We start from the raw sequence: 13829 nt of genomic DNA on the forward strand, positions 1-13829 counted from the left end.
GCCGTCGTCGGTACCGCCACGCGTGACGAAAGCCGACGGCCCTTACGCGGACGGCGAACTGCCATTCGCGTCGAGCGCGACGTGATGGCTGACGACGACGGCGCCGCGCATCAGCGGGTCGCTGATCGAAACCGCCAGTGCCGGCCGTTGGGCGTCGACTGCGTGAGCGCCGGCCGCGGCGATCAGACCGAGCGCCAGCGCGCCGCCGCCATCGCCGTTCGCGATGCCCAGGTGCCGGCAACGCAGCCGGATGTCGGGGTCGTCGGGCCACGTGCGCTGGGCCGCATCGCCGATCTCCGCGCGACGGCTGCTGCGCTGGTCCGCGTCGCTCACGAGGGCGCAGCCGGCCAGGGCCGGTTCGGCGTCCGTCATTCGGGCAACGGCCTGTCGAAGCAGCCCGGCAACCGTATCGCCGTCGGGTTGCCCGGTCGATGCGCGCTGTTCGGCGGTCGCGAGCCGATGAATCCGGGGCGTGTCCGGCGTTCCGGCCGCCATCGGCAGCGCGAGCAGGAGCGCGCATGCGCCTTCGCCGAGCACCTGGCCGTCGGGACGATTGTGCGCAAACAACCGGCCGGCCTGGTCGAGCGCGTTCACGGTCGGTTGGCTCAGCGTCGAGTCGCACGCCAGCACGAGATGCCGGGCCGTCGCGTGCGTCCGGTGAAGCTCGACGTTCAGGGTATCGAGCGCGGCGAGTGCGTCAACCGGGTGCGCAACGAACGTGACCTGTGCCGGCTCGACGGCCGGCCGCCAGCGACCGCGTTCGAGGTGCCGGTCGAGCCACGCCGCGAGTGCCGGTGCATCGGCGCGCCAGCGCTCCGGCAGCAGAAGGTGCAGCGCGAATGGCGGTACGGCGCCCCGCGACGTTTCGCCGGGCGGCGTGACAGGGGTGGTGGCATGGCGCGCCATCAGCTCGTCGATCGCTTCGGCGGCCAGCATCATCGCGCGGCGCTGCTCGTCGTTTTCGCTCGGCATGACGTCGAGCGCGAGCATGCCGTCATCGGGATCGTCGCGCCAGATCGACGCGGCGGTCGCCGCGAACACCTTCGTGCCGTCAAGCCGCTGCAGCGTCGGATGCAGCCCGACGACCTGGCCGTCGCCGGCAAGCGCGAGCACGTCCTCGACATGCATGCCCGCCGGCAGGCGCAGGCTTGCATCCAGCAGCGCCATCGTCCACGTGAGCGACGGATCGTCGTCGGTCGTTGCGGCTGGCGCGCCACCCGCTTGCGGCACGGGTTTCGGTGCCGGGCCGGGCACCGGCGCGAAACCCTTGCGGATACTGGCTACCCCGATGACGAGCAAAAGCGGCACGCCGACGCCGGCCATGAACAGTTCCTTGACGCTCGGCACGTGGCCGGTCGCTTTCCAGTACGCGGCGGCCAACAGCCAGACCGCGACGAACGCGACGGCCACCCGGATGGCCGCGCGAACCGGCGATCGCCCGCCCGTGCGATCGGCCGGAGAGTCGGGCACCGTGCTCATTCGCTGCCGGTATTCGACTGGCTGGCGATCAGGATCGCGCCGCACTTCGTCTTGTGGCCATCCCGGGCGACGGCGCGACTTTCGATAATCGCGGTGTCGTCGCCTTCATCGATGTAATTGACGCCGTGAAGCGGGCAGGTAACCGTGTCGTTGCGACGGGCAATTCCCTTGCCGTCGATTTTGGCGATGCCTGACGCACTGGTCACGACGCCGCCATGACTGTGCTTGTCCCCGAGAACAATAAACGGGCGAGTCATATAGAGGCCTCCTGCTATTTTGAATGTGCCGCTTCGAGCGATCGGTATTTAATTCGCGGTATTCGGTGGGCGAATGTTGAAATCGGTAATTAATGCCGTTGAGTGGCCGCCGTCACCGCTGATTATGTCCGGCGTACGCCGGATCGAGGGCGAAAATCAAATCAGGGCTGGTGTGCCATTCTATCCGAGTTCCAATCCCCGGTTGGCACTCGCTATCAAGCTGATGATATTCTAGTGGCCAAGGCGCCATAAAATAGGGTTATATCAATTGGTGCAGAATGGTTTTACATTTTTGTGTCATTTTAAAAACGAATGCCGGGCCGGCTTCATTGGTATTCGTTATCGCGCTTTCGAGAGGGCAGGTTTTTGCGCTGCGGCGCGTTTAATAGAAAAACGTAACAGGTGAGAGAGACCCGCATGGATGTCAACTCGCAACTGCCGTCTCTGTTCAGTGCTTTGAATCGTCTTCACGTACTCGACGGGCCGGGTTCGATCTCGTCCTTGCAGATCGAACGCTGGAGCGGCCGCGAAGCGCTGTCGGAGATCTATCGCTGGGACGTCTACGCACTCTCCACCGACCCCGGGCTCGATCTCGATGCGATGGTCGGGCAGCGCGTCACCCTCACCACGACGCTGGCGAACGGATCGACGACGACCCGTAGCGGCCTCGTGGCCGAGGCCGGATGCGTCGGCTATGACGGCACGCTGGCCCGCTACCACCTGCAACTGGTGCCATGGCTGGAGGCGCTCGCGCACGGCCGTGATCAGCGCACGTTCGTGAACCGGACGGTTGCCGAGGTGCTCGACACGGTGTTCGCGGCCTACCGCAGCAGCGCCCGCTGGCGTTTCACCGCCGATGCCAACCAGCGTATCGACGCGCTCGGGCCGTGCGAATACCGCGTGCAGTACCGCACCCACACGCATCTCGATTTCGTGTGCCACGTGCTGGCGGAAGCCGGCCTCGGCTTCTGCTTCGTCGAGGACGATGACGCGCCGGCGGGCCATACGCTGCTCGTCTTCGACGACAGCGCGCAGCTCCCCGAGGACGACACCTCCCGGCGCCTCGGCGGCCTGCCGCTTCGCCTGAACGGCATGGCGGTCGGCACCGGCGACGTGATTCTGGGCATGGGCCAGGCCGTCTCGCTGACGGCCGACCGGGTGACGCTGATCAGCAGCGACTATCGCGGCAACCAGTCGGTGACGGCGACGGCGAGCGTGGTCAATCCGGCCGGCTTTCGCGAGCTATACGACGACGTTGGGCCGGAAGCGTTCGCGACACTGCGCGCGGCCGAGGACACGGCGCGCCGGCAGGCCGATGCGATCCTGTCCGAGGCGCGCTGCTGGACGGGCTGCAGCACGCTGCAAACGGCGCGGGCCGGCCGGGCGCTGCGCGTCGCCAACGCGCCGTGGCAACAGGTGCGCGGTTCGGCGGAAACGCCCGACACCTTTCTCGTCACCGAAGTGACGCATGTCGGTATCAACAACCTGCCGCGTACCGTGATGGACGCGCTGCAGCAGACGCTTGGCACGCTGCCGCCGGACGATCTCGATCCGCGCGTGCTGAAGGAGGCGGGGATCGGCGGTTACGCGAACCGTTTCACGAGTGTGCCGCGCGAGCAGGTCTGGCGCCCCATCCTCGACGACGGGACGGGCCAGCGGCTGAATCCGGTGCCGACGGCGCTGGGCGCGCAATCCGCGATCGTGGTCGGCCCGCAGGGCGAGTCGCAGCCGGGCGCCACCGGCCCGGTTCACACGGACGCGCAGGGCCGGTTGAAGCTGCGCTACCACTGGCAGGCGGACGGCGACACGGGCGTGTTCGCGACGCGCGCGATGCAGCGACTGGCCGGCGATGGTCATGGCCTGCAGCAGACGCAGCGGATCGGCCATGAAGTGCTGGTGCAGTTCATGAACGGCCTCGTGCATCGGCCGGTGATCCTCGGCGGCTTGTTCAACGGCCGTGGCGAAGGCGGCGAATCGCCGACACCGGGCGGCGAGACGGGCCAGCCGCTCGACGAGTCGATCTACGCGAAGGCGGCCGATCATGCGCCGAGCGCGCAGGGCAACCAGGTCGGGGGGTACAGCCCGGCGTGGCACGGTGGCGGCGCGGGCACGCAGCGGCACAACCACGCGGGGGCGCTGTCCGGCTTCAAGAGCCAGGGATTCGACGCACAGGGCCACAATCAGCTGGTGACGGACGACAGCGACGGCATGGGGCGCCTGCAGATGGCGACGACGCACGCCGCGACCCAGTTCAACCTCGGTCACCTGCGTCACCAGGCGGACAACTATCTCGGCAGTTTTCGCGGCCAGGGCGTCGAGCTGCGTTCCGACGCGTATGGCGCCGTGCGCGCGACGCGCGGCGTCCTGATTTCGAGCTATGCGCCGGATCCGGCGCAACCCGCCGGCGACGTCGCCGCGCTGAAGTCGTTGCTGGCGCAACAGTTGGCGCTGGCGCGCACCTTCGACAAGGCGGCCGACACGCACCGCACGTTGCCGCTTGCCGCGCAGCGCGGCGTGCGCAAGGCGGGCGAGTCGTCGCTCGACGGCGAAGCCGCACCGCTCGACGCGCTGTCGCGCAGCCTGGCGACCACGGTGAGCGCGAACGGGTTCGAGCAGGCCACGGCCGACGCAGCGCAACGCGGCACCGGCAATGCGCTGCCGCATACGGGCGACGCGTTGCTGGGCATCGCCGCTCGCGGCGGCCAGGGGCTGTTCGCGGGCCAGGCGCTGCAGTGGGCTGCGGGCGAGACGCTGACGGTCGGCAGCGGGGGCGATACCAACCTGGCGGTCAGCCGGTCGTTGCGGGTCCACAGCGGCCAGGGCATCGGCTGGCTGGCCGGCGCGAACGGGACGGGCGTGGCGAGCGAGGCCGGCCTCAGCCTGATTGCAGGCAAGGACAACCTGGACCTGCAGGCGCAGCACGGCACGCTGGCACTGCGCGCGAAGGACGACCTGACGGTGGCCGCGACGAAGAGCGACGTCGAACTGGCCGCCGGGCAGGCACTGCGGCTTGCCGTGAGCGGCGGCGCGTCGCTGCTGATCGAGGGCGGCAATGTCACGTTCGAGTGCCCGGGCAACCTGACGGTTCACGCGGCGGACCATCAGTTCCAGGGGCCGACCGACCTCGACAAGGCGAAGGGCGCGTGGGGCGATCACGGGCTCTACAACGAGTATTACTGGCTGCGCGACGCGCAGACCGGCGGCGCGGTGAAGGGGCTGCCTTACCGGATGGTCGGCGCGCATGGCGACGCGCTGGCTGCGCGCAGCAGCGCCGGCGACGGGCGGACGGCGACCTATTCGACCCAGGCCGCGGCGAAACCGATCCGGGTCGAATACACCGGCAACGAGGACATCGATCATGGCTGGAGCTGATACGGTCGCCGTCCCGAAGGTGCTGACCCAGACCGACAGCACGCCGATGGCGCAACAGGACGGGCATCCGGTCGCGGTCGAGCTGGTCAGGCTCGTGGAATACACGGTCAATATCCGTTCGTTTCACCCGAACAAGAAGTTCGAGCGGCTGGGTTTCCGCTTTCATGGCGACACGCGCGGCTTTTCGCTGGAGGAGAGCTTTCACCCAAGCTACCTGGCTCGCCAGACCGGCAAGGTGACGTCGCGCGTGTGGCAGCTGTATGCGTGCAATCTGGCGGCGGGCAGCAAGGACAAGTTCCAGGACCGGCTGAGACGCACGAAGTACGCGGGATCCAACACGTCGTCGGGGCCATGGTGGGCCTCCGACGGTCCCGAGCCCTATACCGAGAAGAAATACCAGCCCGATGGAACCGCCGATGCGAACGCCTTCGAGCAGGGGCACGCAGGAGAACAGATCGCCGAAGTGACGTCGTGGTACGGGGGCAAGAACTTTGCGTTCCTGGGATCGCGGCTGGACTGGAATACGCTTCACACCACCGTCGTTCCGACGCTCGACGCGCGTGGGCATCTGTGGATCCGGGTCGAGCGCGTGCGCCGCTGGATGGACATCTGCATGCTGGTCTATGGCGACGGGTTCCCCAACTGCGAATCGTTCATCGAGGACCCCGCGGGCAACAAGCTGTTCCTCGGTACCCACGTGCGGATCGGCACGCCCGCCACCCACCTCGCCGGCGACAACAAGCGCATCATGTTTGCCAACGTATTGCGGGTGGAACTGACGCTCGACGGCAACTTCGGATCGAAACTCTGGATCTTCACGCAGGCGCTCGGCGGCACGCCCGACCGGCGCGATGACTACCCGGCGATCCGCGACATCAAGACCGCGCCGGGCACGCCGACGCGCCACATGAGCGACCCCGATCCGTCGGGGTGGTCCGGTGTGCCGGGCGACGGGCCGCCCGTCATCCTGCCGGGCATGGACGTTGTCTCGTGGCCGGCCGATCCGCTCAGCAAGATCGGCGACGGCGTGAGCGGCGGGCTGGGCAAGCCCTTGCATATTTCCGCATACGAGAACGTGGGTGCCGTCTGGCAACGTCTGCAGGACAGCTTCAAGCGACCGCCGGCTACCCGTGACACGACCGTTCAGGCCTGGAATGACTACCACCTTCATCGAAATCCCAACGAGGGCCGCGCGCCCGATAGCGAAGACCTGGATCCCAAGCTATGGAAGAAGTAGTGCCAACGCCGTCGTCGGCGCGTCGCGTGAGGTGGCGTTACGTCGTGTTGCTGGTTGTCGTGCTGCTCGCGGCAATCGTGTTCGGACTGGATAGGAGTCGGCGCATGCCATTGATCTACGTGATTCCGGAAGGCTACGTCGGCCCGGTGGTCGCATTGTTCGACCAGCGTGACGGGGTCGAGCCGCTCCATGCGAAGGACGGGCTCGAGGTGCGGGTGCCCGCGAACGGCATCGTCAAGATAAAGGGCAACCCGAAACTCGGCCATTCGGTGGCGTTTCCGAAGAGCACGGTGGTGTTCGAACTGGAGAAGCGCGACGGCAGCCGCGAGGTGCTCCAGGAAGCGATCAACCCGTGGCAGGACTACGACCGGAACGACGATCCGCACTGGAAGGTCGGTATTCGCGATGCGCAGGGGAATCTGCGCACCATCGCCGTTTCCGACCGGAAGGACGGTTTCGTGTTCGACGATTTCCCCGAGTCGGACCGCAGCCGCGTCATGGTTTTCTGGCACGAGTCGTGTCAGGACCGCGTGTTCGGTCCGGAGTCGGATGCGTATCTGGCCGGCGAAAAGTCCGCCGAGGAACTGCACGTTCCGCCGTGCGGCGAGTTCGTCGTGGGCGCCTTCGATCACATCCGGCAGTGGCCGGAATGGATGTTCCTGCGCGGCAAGGGCAAGCAGGAAAAATCGGGCGTCAGGAATCCTACGTACAGCTCGATCCAGGAGCTGGTCGACGAGGCGAATGCGCGGGTGGCCAGGAAGCAGGCCGACGCGATCAACTGAGCGATTCCGCGTGACCGGCGGCGAGCATCGCGGCCGGCGTGACGCAAGAGGACGGAATGGACATTGCTGCTGCATTGAAGGGCTATTCGCAGGCGACTCGCCAGATCCAGATCGATACGGCGATGTCGGGCGCATTCGCGGTCGAGCGGTTTCATGGCCGGGAAGCGATGGACGAGTCCTTCCGGTTCGAGATCGACGTGCTGTCGAGCACGCCGTTCCTCGACCTGAATCCGTTGCTCGGCACGGCGATCCGCCTGCGTCTCGCGACCGGCGCGGGTGAGCGCTGCTGGAACGGGTACGTCGTGCGGGCCGCGTACAGCGACAGCGACGGCGAGATCACGCGCTACCGGCTGACCATGGCCTCCTGGCTCGAACTGCTCCGGCTGCGCCGCAACTGCCTGTATTTCGTCGGCCTCGATACCGAGGGCATCTGCGAGCGCGTGTTCGGCGACTATCCGGAGGCGCATCGACGCTATGAACTGAAGGAGCCGTTGCGCACGTTCGATCTGCGTGGCCAGTATCGCGAAACCGACTTCGACTTCGTGATGCGCCAGTTGTCCGAGGCCGGCCTGTCGTTTCGGATCGAGCATGCACAGGACGCCGGCGAGAAACCGTCCGGCAACCATACCGTCGTGGTGTTCGACCGGCGCGCCGAACCGCCCAAAGGCAGCACCGTCGCCTATAACCGGCAGGACGTGGGCGACCCCGACGGCGTGATGACCTATTTCACCACGCGGCACCAACTGGTCCCGGATCGCGTCACGGCCGCGAGCTGGAAAGCCAGCAATCTCGTCGCGCTCGCCGGGCATGCCGAGGGCGAGGCCGATCGCGATGCACCCGCGATGCCCGCGCGCGAAGTGCTGGACGCGCAGCGTGCCGGCCGCTTCGAGACGTCGGACCAGGCGCAGCGCTACGCGTCGCAGCGTCTCGACGCACTGCGCCTGTCGAAGCGGATTCACTATGGCGCCGGCTCGTCGCGTACGCTGGAGATCGGCAAGGTTCACACGCTGACCGGCTATCCGGACGGTACGGTTTCGTTCGTCCCGCTGACGCTCGAGCACGAGGCGGTCAACAATCTCGGTGCCGATATCGCGCAACTGCTCGAGCACGGCGAACTGGAGCAGGGGCTCTATCGCAACCGCTTTGCCGCGGTGCCGCCGGGCGTGCCGATCGTGCCGCCTCATCGCGACCGGCCGGTCGTGCAGGGCGTGCAGACCGCGATCGTCGTCGGCGAGCCGTCGAACCGGGTGAGCAGCACGCGCGACCACCAGGTGCGCGTGCAGTTTCCGTGGATGCGCGGCACGGCGCCGCTGCCGGGCGGACTGACCGACACCGCGAGCCGGTCGAACCCACAGGGGCATGCGCCCGGCGACCATCGATCCGGCGTGGTCGCGCGCATCGCCGAACAGGCGGCGGGCCCGAATTTCGGCCACAGCTTTACGCCGCGCATCGGCGCGGAAGTCGTGGTCGGCTTCGACTCGGGAAACATCGACATGCCGGTCGTGCTGGGCCAGCTTTACGGCGGCCGCGTGCAACCTCCGTTCGCGGCCGGTGAAGGCAGCAGCGCGAATCACGCGGGCGTGCTGACCGGCATGCAGACGCAGACACTCGACGGCACGGCGGGCAGCCGCTGGGTGATGGACGATGCGTCGGGCCAGTTGCGTCATGAACTGGGCAACAGCGTCGCGAACAGCCGGCTTGCACAAGGCTATCTGATCGATCAGCAGGGCGCGGTGCGCGGCGCCTATCGCGGCGAAGGTTTCGATCTCGCGACCGAAGGCTGGGGTGTCGTGCGGGCGGGCGAAGGCGTACTGGTGTCGGGCACCGCGCGCACGGAAGCGGCTTCGACGCAGATGGATCTGGGAGAGAGCGTTGCCCAGTTGAAGCAGGCGGTGAAAACCGCACAGGGTCTCGACGAAGCGGCGGCGCGCGCAACGGCCGGCCGGCTGACGGCGAACGCCGCGCAGGCGGATTTCCTGAAGGCGATCGATCCCGCGCAGGACGGCAAGTACACGGGCGCGGTGAACGGGCAGAGCGCGACCAAACCGGCTGCCGGCGGAACCGGCGGCAGCGGGGATCAGGTCGAGCGCTTCGCTGTGCCCGCCGTCGTGCTGGAGTCGCCGCAAAACGTCGTGATGAGTACCGGCAACAGTGCGGTGTCCTATGCGGAGAAGCACGTGCACCTGACCGCGCAGGGTGATGCGCATCTGGCTGCCGGCGCGACGGTCGCCGGGGCGTCCGGCGATGCGGCGAGCGTGTACGCGGCCGCGGGCGGAATCAAGGCCGTGGCCGGCCACGGGCCGGTCAGTGTCGAGGCGCATGCGTCGTCGATGCAGATCCTGGCCGACCAGTCGGTGCGCATCACGTCGTCGGATGACCGGATCGACGTGCTCGCGAAGGATGCGATCGTGCTTCAGCAAGGGCCGAGCCGGATCACGCTGAAGGGCGCGGACATCCTGGTCGAGACGCCCGGATCGTTTGCCGTCAAGGCGGGTGCCCATCCGTTCATGGGGCCGGGTGCGCAGTCGCCGGTGCTGCCGGCGCTTCCGATACCCGTGCCGCTTGCGCTTTACGACGAGCAACTGCGCTTCGTCAACGCGGACGGCGTGCCGCTGTCGAAGGTTGCCTATCAGTTGAAGCTGGCCGACGGCACCACGGCGTCGGGCGTGACCGATGACGCGGGCAAGACCGAGCGCGTGGCGTCGGCGAGCCCGCTGGGGATCCTGTCGGCGCTGCTGACCCCGACCCAGATGGTGGACTGCTGCGGACGCACGTCGGGCACGCCGCCAGCGCCGGTCGAAGTCAAGATCAAGGGCGTGCAGACGAACCAGTTTCAGTTGGGGGAATCGGAGAAGTCGGTCGAGGTCGACGCCCATGAGCGGGTGCTGACCGCGGGCGAGATTGAAATGGCCAGGACAGTCTTCAAGGACGGTATCGACTACGACAAGGTGCGGGTGCACAAAGGGAGTTACTTCTGGTTCAACCTGCAAAACAAGAACACCGCCGTCACGCCGAACGGGAAGATGTATTTCCTTGACGACCTGTACGTCGACGATTTCTCGGCAATGAACGGCCCGAACATCTGGAAAAGAAGCCTGTTCATGCACGAAATGACCCACGTTTGGCAGTACCAGCTTGGGTATGCGGTGCGATGGCATGCGCTGACCGTCACGATTCGAGGACAGAGCGCATACGAATACACCGTCGCGCCAGGTGCGGTATTTCACGATTACAACATGGAGCAGCAGGGCAACCTGGTCGCGGATTACTACGCCGTGCAGGTGCTGAAGGCGCCTTTCGCCGTCTTTCATCGTGGCTACGTCGGCACGCCGTTCGAGCTCGATCATGTCCTTGCTCCGCTCCTCGAGGATCCCAAGAATGCAGACAATCTTCCGAAGTAGTGTGTTGGGTGTGCTCGCGTGCCTGCTCTGTCTGTCGCGCGCGATGGCGACGTCGGAAGCGCCCATCGAGCTGGAAATCAAACAGATCGACGGGAACCCTGCTGCCTGCCTGCCGCTGAATGACGAACGGGCCGAGAGCGTCATCCAGATCCGCACGGTCGGGGTCGCCAGGCCAACCGGCCCGGCGAGCCCCGACGTGACCTACTGGTGGTTCGATGTGCCGGCGGAGGCCAAGCCTGTCTACCTGAAGCGCGGCGAGTGCCTCGTGTATGGGCAGCGCGTGAACGGCGCGATCGTCCGTACGCCGCCCAAGCCGCTGGAACTCAATCGGACCTACTACATCTCGATCATTCCGGGCGGGGATTCCGGGCCGGTCTACAGCGCGGCGTTCTGCACGCTCAAGCGGCCCGGTGGCGGCGTGAATATCGCGGTGCCACAGAACGACCGGAATCCATGTGCCGCCAATCACTGAGCGACGCATGGTGAACATGTTCGAATTCCTGATTGATTCGAGTGGCGGCGTCGATGCAGCCACGGATGGATACGGAGCATGAGGAACATGTTGCGAAGCTGCGCAATGGTGGGCGTGTCCTGCTGCCTGCTCGCCTCCCGTGCAGACGCGATGTCGCATGGTCCCGTCCGTCTGGACATCAGGCAGATCGACGGAAAACCGGCTGCTTGCCTGCCGGCAAGTGACGACACGGGTTCCGACCCGATCCAGATCCGCGGGGTCGGTGTGACGAGACAAACCGGCCCGGTCAGTCCCGTTGTCACGTATTGGGAGCTGGAGGTTCCGGAGCGTGCGCCGCCGGTTTATCTGAAGCGAGGCGAGTGTCTCGTCTATGGCCAGACCGTGGCCGGGGCGGTTGTGCGTGCGGCGCCGAAGGCGCTGGACGACAACAAGTTCTACAGCATCTCGATCTTACCGGGGGGGGACTATGGCCCGGTGTACGGCTCGGTGTTTTGCGTGATCAGGCAAGCGGGGGGCGGTGTCCGCATTGCGACGCCGGGGCAGGAAGGGAACCCGTGCGCGCCGGCCGGACACTGAACGGCGCAATGGGCGTCGAGTCGTGCCGTACCGGCGATTGATCACATTCTGGTGCCGTTCCGGGAAGAGCCAGGGAATGCAGGCGATGTTCCGAAGCAGCGCGCTGGGCTTGCGCGCGTCGTAACGAAAGCGAAAACATTCATGTCGACGAATATGGACGTTCTGAAAAAACTCGCCGGAGACTGGTCGCAGCACGACCGGTTTCTCTGGGTCACCACGCCGCCGGGCGCGAACGCGCTGATCGCCGAGAGTCTTCACGGGTGGGAGGCGGTCGATCACGGCGGCTACCGGTTTCAGTTGACGGCGTTGTCCGGGAACGCGGCGTTGCCGCTGGAGCGCCTGATTGGCGCGACGGTCCTGATCGAATGGCGTGCGCGGGAAGGCAGCGACGTCCGCCGCCCCGTTCACGGACACATCATTGCGGCGGAGCGGATCGGCTACAACGGCGGGCTGGCCCGCTTTCGTCTCGAAGTCGAGCCGTGGCTCGCGGTGCTCCGTCAGCGCGTCGATCACTACAATTTCCAGAACGCCAGCGTGCTCGACATCAGCGAGCAGATCTTCGGCTATCACACCGCGGGCACCGTGGCACCCGCGTGGCGCTGGGCGCTGGCCGATCCCGCCAGATACCGCAAGCGCAGCCTGACCACCCAGGCCGGTGAATCCGACTTCGATTTCCTGCGGCGGCTGTGGGCCGAAGAGGGCATCTTCTACTGGTTCGAGCACGCCGGCGACGCCAATGCGTCCAGCCTCGGCAAGCACACGCTCGTGCTCGCCGATTCGAACCAGCACTTCACGCCGGACAAGCCGGAGGTCATCGGCTTTCACCAGACGAGCGACGGCGATCCGGCGGGCAGCATCCAGCACTTCATGACCGCGCGTCGCTGGCGGATCGGCCGGGTCGCACGCGCCAGCTGGGATCACCGCACGCTGTCGAACCGGTTGACCGGCGCGCAGGCCGACGGCGTCGCGATGGCCGGCGAAGATCGTGACGTTGCCGGCCCGTATGCGTTCCAGACCGCCGCACTCGGCGATCAGCGTGCGCGCCAGCAACTCGACGCGCAACGCGTGGCCGCGCTGTGCAGCGAAGGGCGCAGCACCTGCATGGCGCTGCATCCGGGAATGCGTTTCGCGATCAGCGGGCATCCGGCGCTGAAGGCGTCGGACGCGTTCGTGTGCCTGCGCGTTCAGCACAGCGTGCGCGCGAACGTCGATGCGGACGTGCACGCGGCGATCGAGCAGACGCTCGGCGACATACCGCCGATGCTGGATACCGACGTGAACGAGTACGGCGTCGCCCATGCGCTGCACGCCGCGCTCGGCAGCGGGACGCACGATGGCGCGCCGCTGGTGGGCAACGAAGCGGTCTATGCAAACAGCTTCGTCGCGTTGCCGGCCGGACAGACATACCGGCCGCTGAGCGAAGGCGGTCACGGCGCACGCTCGCATCCCGTGGTGGCCGTACAGGGTGCGCAAACGGCGATCGTCGTGGGCGCGGGCGATCCGGTTCACACCGATCGCGATCACCGGGTCCGGATCCAGCACCATGCGCAGCGCGGGCAGAAGGCCGCGAGTCTCGAGGATCATCCGCACGCGGCCAACGCGCCTGCCGACCGGAATGCCGGCACATGGACACGCGTGCTGACGCCGGTCGGCGGCGACAACTGGGGCGGCGTGACCGTGCCGCGCGTCGGGCAGGAAGTGTGGACCGACTGGCTCGAGGGGCAACCGGACCGGCCGGTGGTGGTCGGTTCGCTGTACAACGGCCAGGGCAATGCCGATGCGCAGCACAACGCGCAAGCGGGCGGTCCGGCCAGCAGTACCGGCAATGCGGCCGCGTGGTTCGCAGGCAATGGCCACCCCGCGGCACTGACGGGCATCAAGACGCAGGACCTGAACCTGAGCCAGCAAGGGACGGGCGGCTATCGGCAGTTCCTGCTCGACGACACGGCCGGCGAGGCGAGCGCGCGTCTTTATACGACGGACCACAACAGCGGGTTGACGCTGGGTCATCTCAAGCAGATTCAGGACAACCAGCGGCAAGCCGATCGCGGGTATGGCATGGAGTTGACGACCGACGCTGCCGCCGCGTTGCGCGGCGGCTCGGGCATGCTCGTCAGCGCGGCGCGTGGCGCCAGCCAGATGGATGCGAGTGCGGCGGGCCAGGTGCTGACCCAGAACCGTCAACTGCTCGACGGCCTCGCGGAGGCGGCGCGCGCGCAAGGTGCCGAGCCGGCACAGCCCGCGGCAAGCGTC

At 67.0% G+C, this 13829-nt stretch carries 9 protein-coding genes; 7 read left to right on the forward strand and 2 right to left on the reverse strand.

Features of this window, described 5'->3' with window-relative positions; all coding sequences use genetic code 11:
• Positions 1 to 42 precede the first annotated feature (42 nt).
• Entirely contained in the window at positions 43 to 1479 is a 1437-nt protein-coding gene (locus G3O00_RS19695; protein ID WP_241025233.1) for a hypothetical protein, read from the reverse strand.
• Entirely contained in the window at positions 1476 to 1736 is a 261-nt protein-coding gene (locus G3O00_RS19700; RefSeq protein WP_011350302.1) for a PAAR domain-containing protein, read from the reverse strand. Before G3O00_RS19700 ends, G3O00_RS19695 begins: the two co-directional genes overlap by 4 nt.
• Positions 1737 to 2153: 417 nt before the next feature.
• Between G3O00_RS19700 and G3O00_RS19705 the strand changes: the two genes are divergently transcribed.
• From G3O00_RS19705 to tssI, 7 genes are all read left to right on the forward strand, one after another.
• Complete coding sequence (locus tag G3O00_RS19705) at positions 2154 to 5108, forward strand: type VI secretion system Vgr family protein (protein ID WP_206144028.1); 2955 nt, start codon at positions 2154 to 2156, stop codon at positions 5106 to 5108.
• Positions 5095 to 6345 (forward strand): hypothetical protein, encoded by a 1251-nt coding sequence (locus G3O00_RS19710; RefSeq protein WP_206144029.1) that lies wholly within the window; start codon positions 5095 to 5097, stop codon positions 6343 to 6345. Before G3O00_RS19705 ends, G3O00_RS19710 begins: the two co-directional genes overlap by 14 nt.
• A gap of 104 nt (positions 6346 to 6449) precedes the next feature.
• Positions 6450 to 7127, forward strand: a complete 678-nt coding sequence (locus G3O00_RS19715) for a hypothetical protein (RefSeq protein WP_206144030.1) — start codon at positions 6450 to 6452, stop codon at positions 7125 to 7127.
• 56 nt (positions 7128 to 7183) lie between these two features.
• Entirely contained in the window at positions 7184 to 10528 is a 3345-nt protein-coding gene (gene vgrG / locus G3O00_RS19720) for a type VI secretion system tip protein VgrG (RefSeq protein WP_206144031.1), read from the forward strand.
• Positions 10506 to 11000 (forward strand): hypothetical protein, encoded by a 495-nt coding sequence (locus G3O00_RS19725; RefSeq protein WP_206144032.1) that lies wholly within the window; start codon positions 10506 to 10508, stop codon positions 10998 to 11000. The genes vgrG and G3O00_RS19725 overlap by 23 nt, the downstream gene beginning before the upstream one ends.
• Before the next feature lie 78 nt (positions 11001 to 11078).
• Positions 11079 to 11576 carry a hypothetical protein gene (locus tag G3O00_RS19730; RefSeq protein ID WP_241025234.1) on the forward strand — a complete coding sequence of 166 codons (498 nt, stop codon included), beginning with the start codon at positions 11079 to 11081 and terminating at the stop codon, positions 11574 to 11576.
• 141 nt (positions 11577 to 11717) lie between these two features.
• Positions 11718 to 13829: type VI secretion system tip protein TssI/VgrG (gene tssI, locus G3O00_RS19735; protein WP_206144033.1), on the forward strand; the 2112-nt coding region annotated here is incomplete at its 3' end.

The sequence above is a fragment of the Burkholderia sp. Ac-20384 genome (assembly GCF_017104605.1).
Classification (GTDB): domain Bacteria; phylum Pseudomonadota; class Gammaproteobacteria; order Burkholderiales; family Burkholderiaceae; genus Burkholderia; species Burkholderia lata.

What these genes read in the sequence shown, in the direction of transcription:
- G3O00_RS19695 (WP_241025233.1), bottom strand. Translation starts at nt 1,479, where the DNA reads ATGAGCACGGTGCCCGACTCTCCGGCCGATCGCACGGGCGGGCGATCG.
- G3O00_RS19700 (WP_011350302.1), bottom strand. Translation starts at nt 1,736, where the DNA reads ATGACTCGCCCGTTTATTGTTCTCGGGGACAAGCACAGTCATGGCGGC.
- G3O00_RS19705 (WP_206144028.1), top strand. Translation starts at nt 2,154, where the DNA reads ATGGATGTCAACTCGCAACTGCCGTCTCTGTTCAGTGCTTTGAATCGT.
- G3O00_RS19710 (WP_206144029.1), top strand. Translation starts at nt 5,095, where the DNA reads ATGGCTGGAGCTGATACGGTCGCCGTCCCGAAGGTGCTGACCCAGACC.
- G3O00_RS19715 (WP_206144030.1), top strand. Translation starts at nt 6,450, where the DNA reads ATGCCATTGATCTACGTGATTCCGGAAGGCTACGTCGGCCCGGTGGTC.
- vgrG (WP_206144031.1), top strand. Translation starts at nt 7,184, where the DNA reads ATGGACATTGCTGCTGCATTGAAGGGCTATTCGCAGGCGACTCGCCAG.
- G3O00_RS19725 (WP_206144032.1), top strand. Translation starts at nt 10,506, where the DNA reads ATGCAGACAATCTTCCGAAGTAGTGTGTTGGGTGTGCTCGCGTGCCTG.
- G3O00_RS19730 (WP_241025234.1), top strand. Translation starts at nt 11,079, where the DNA reads ATGAGGAACATGTTGCGAAGCTGCGCAATGGTGGGCGTGTCCTGCTGC.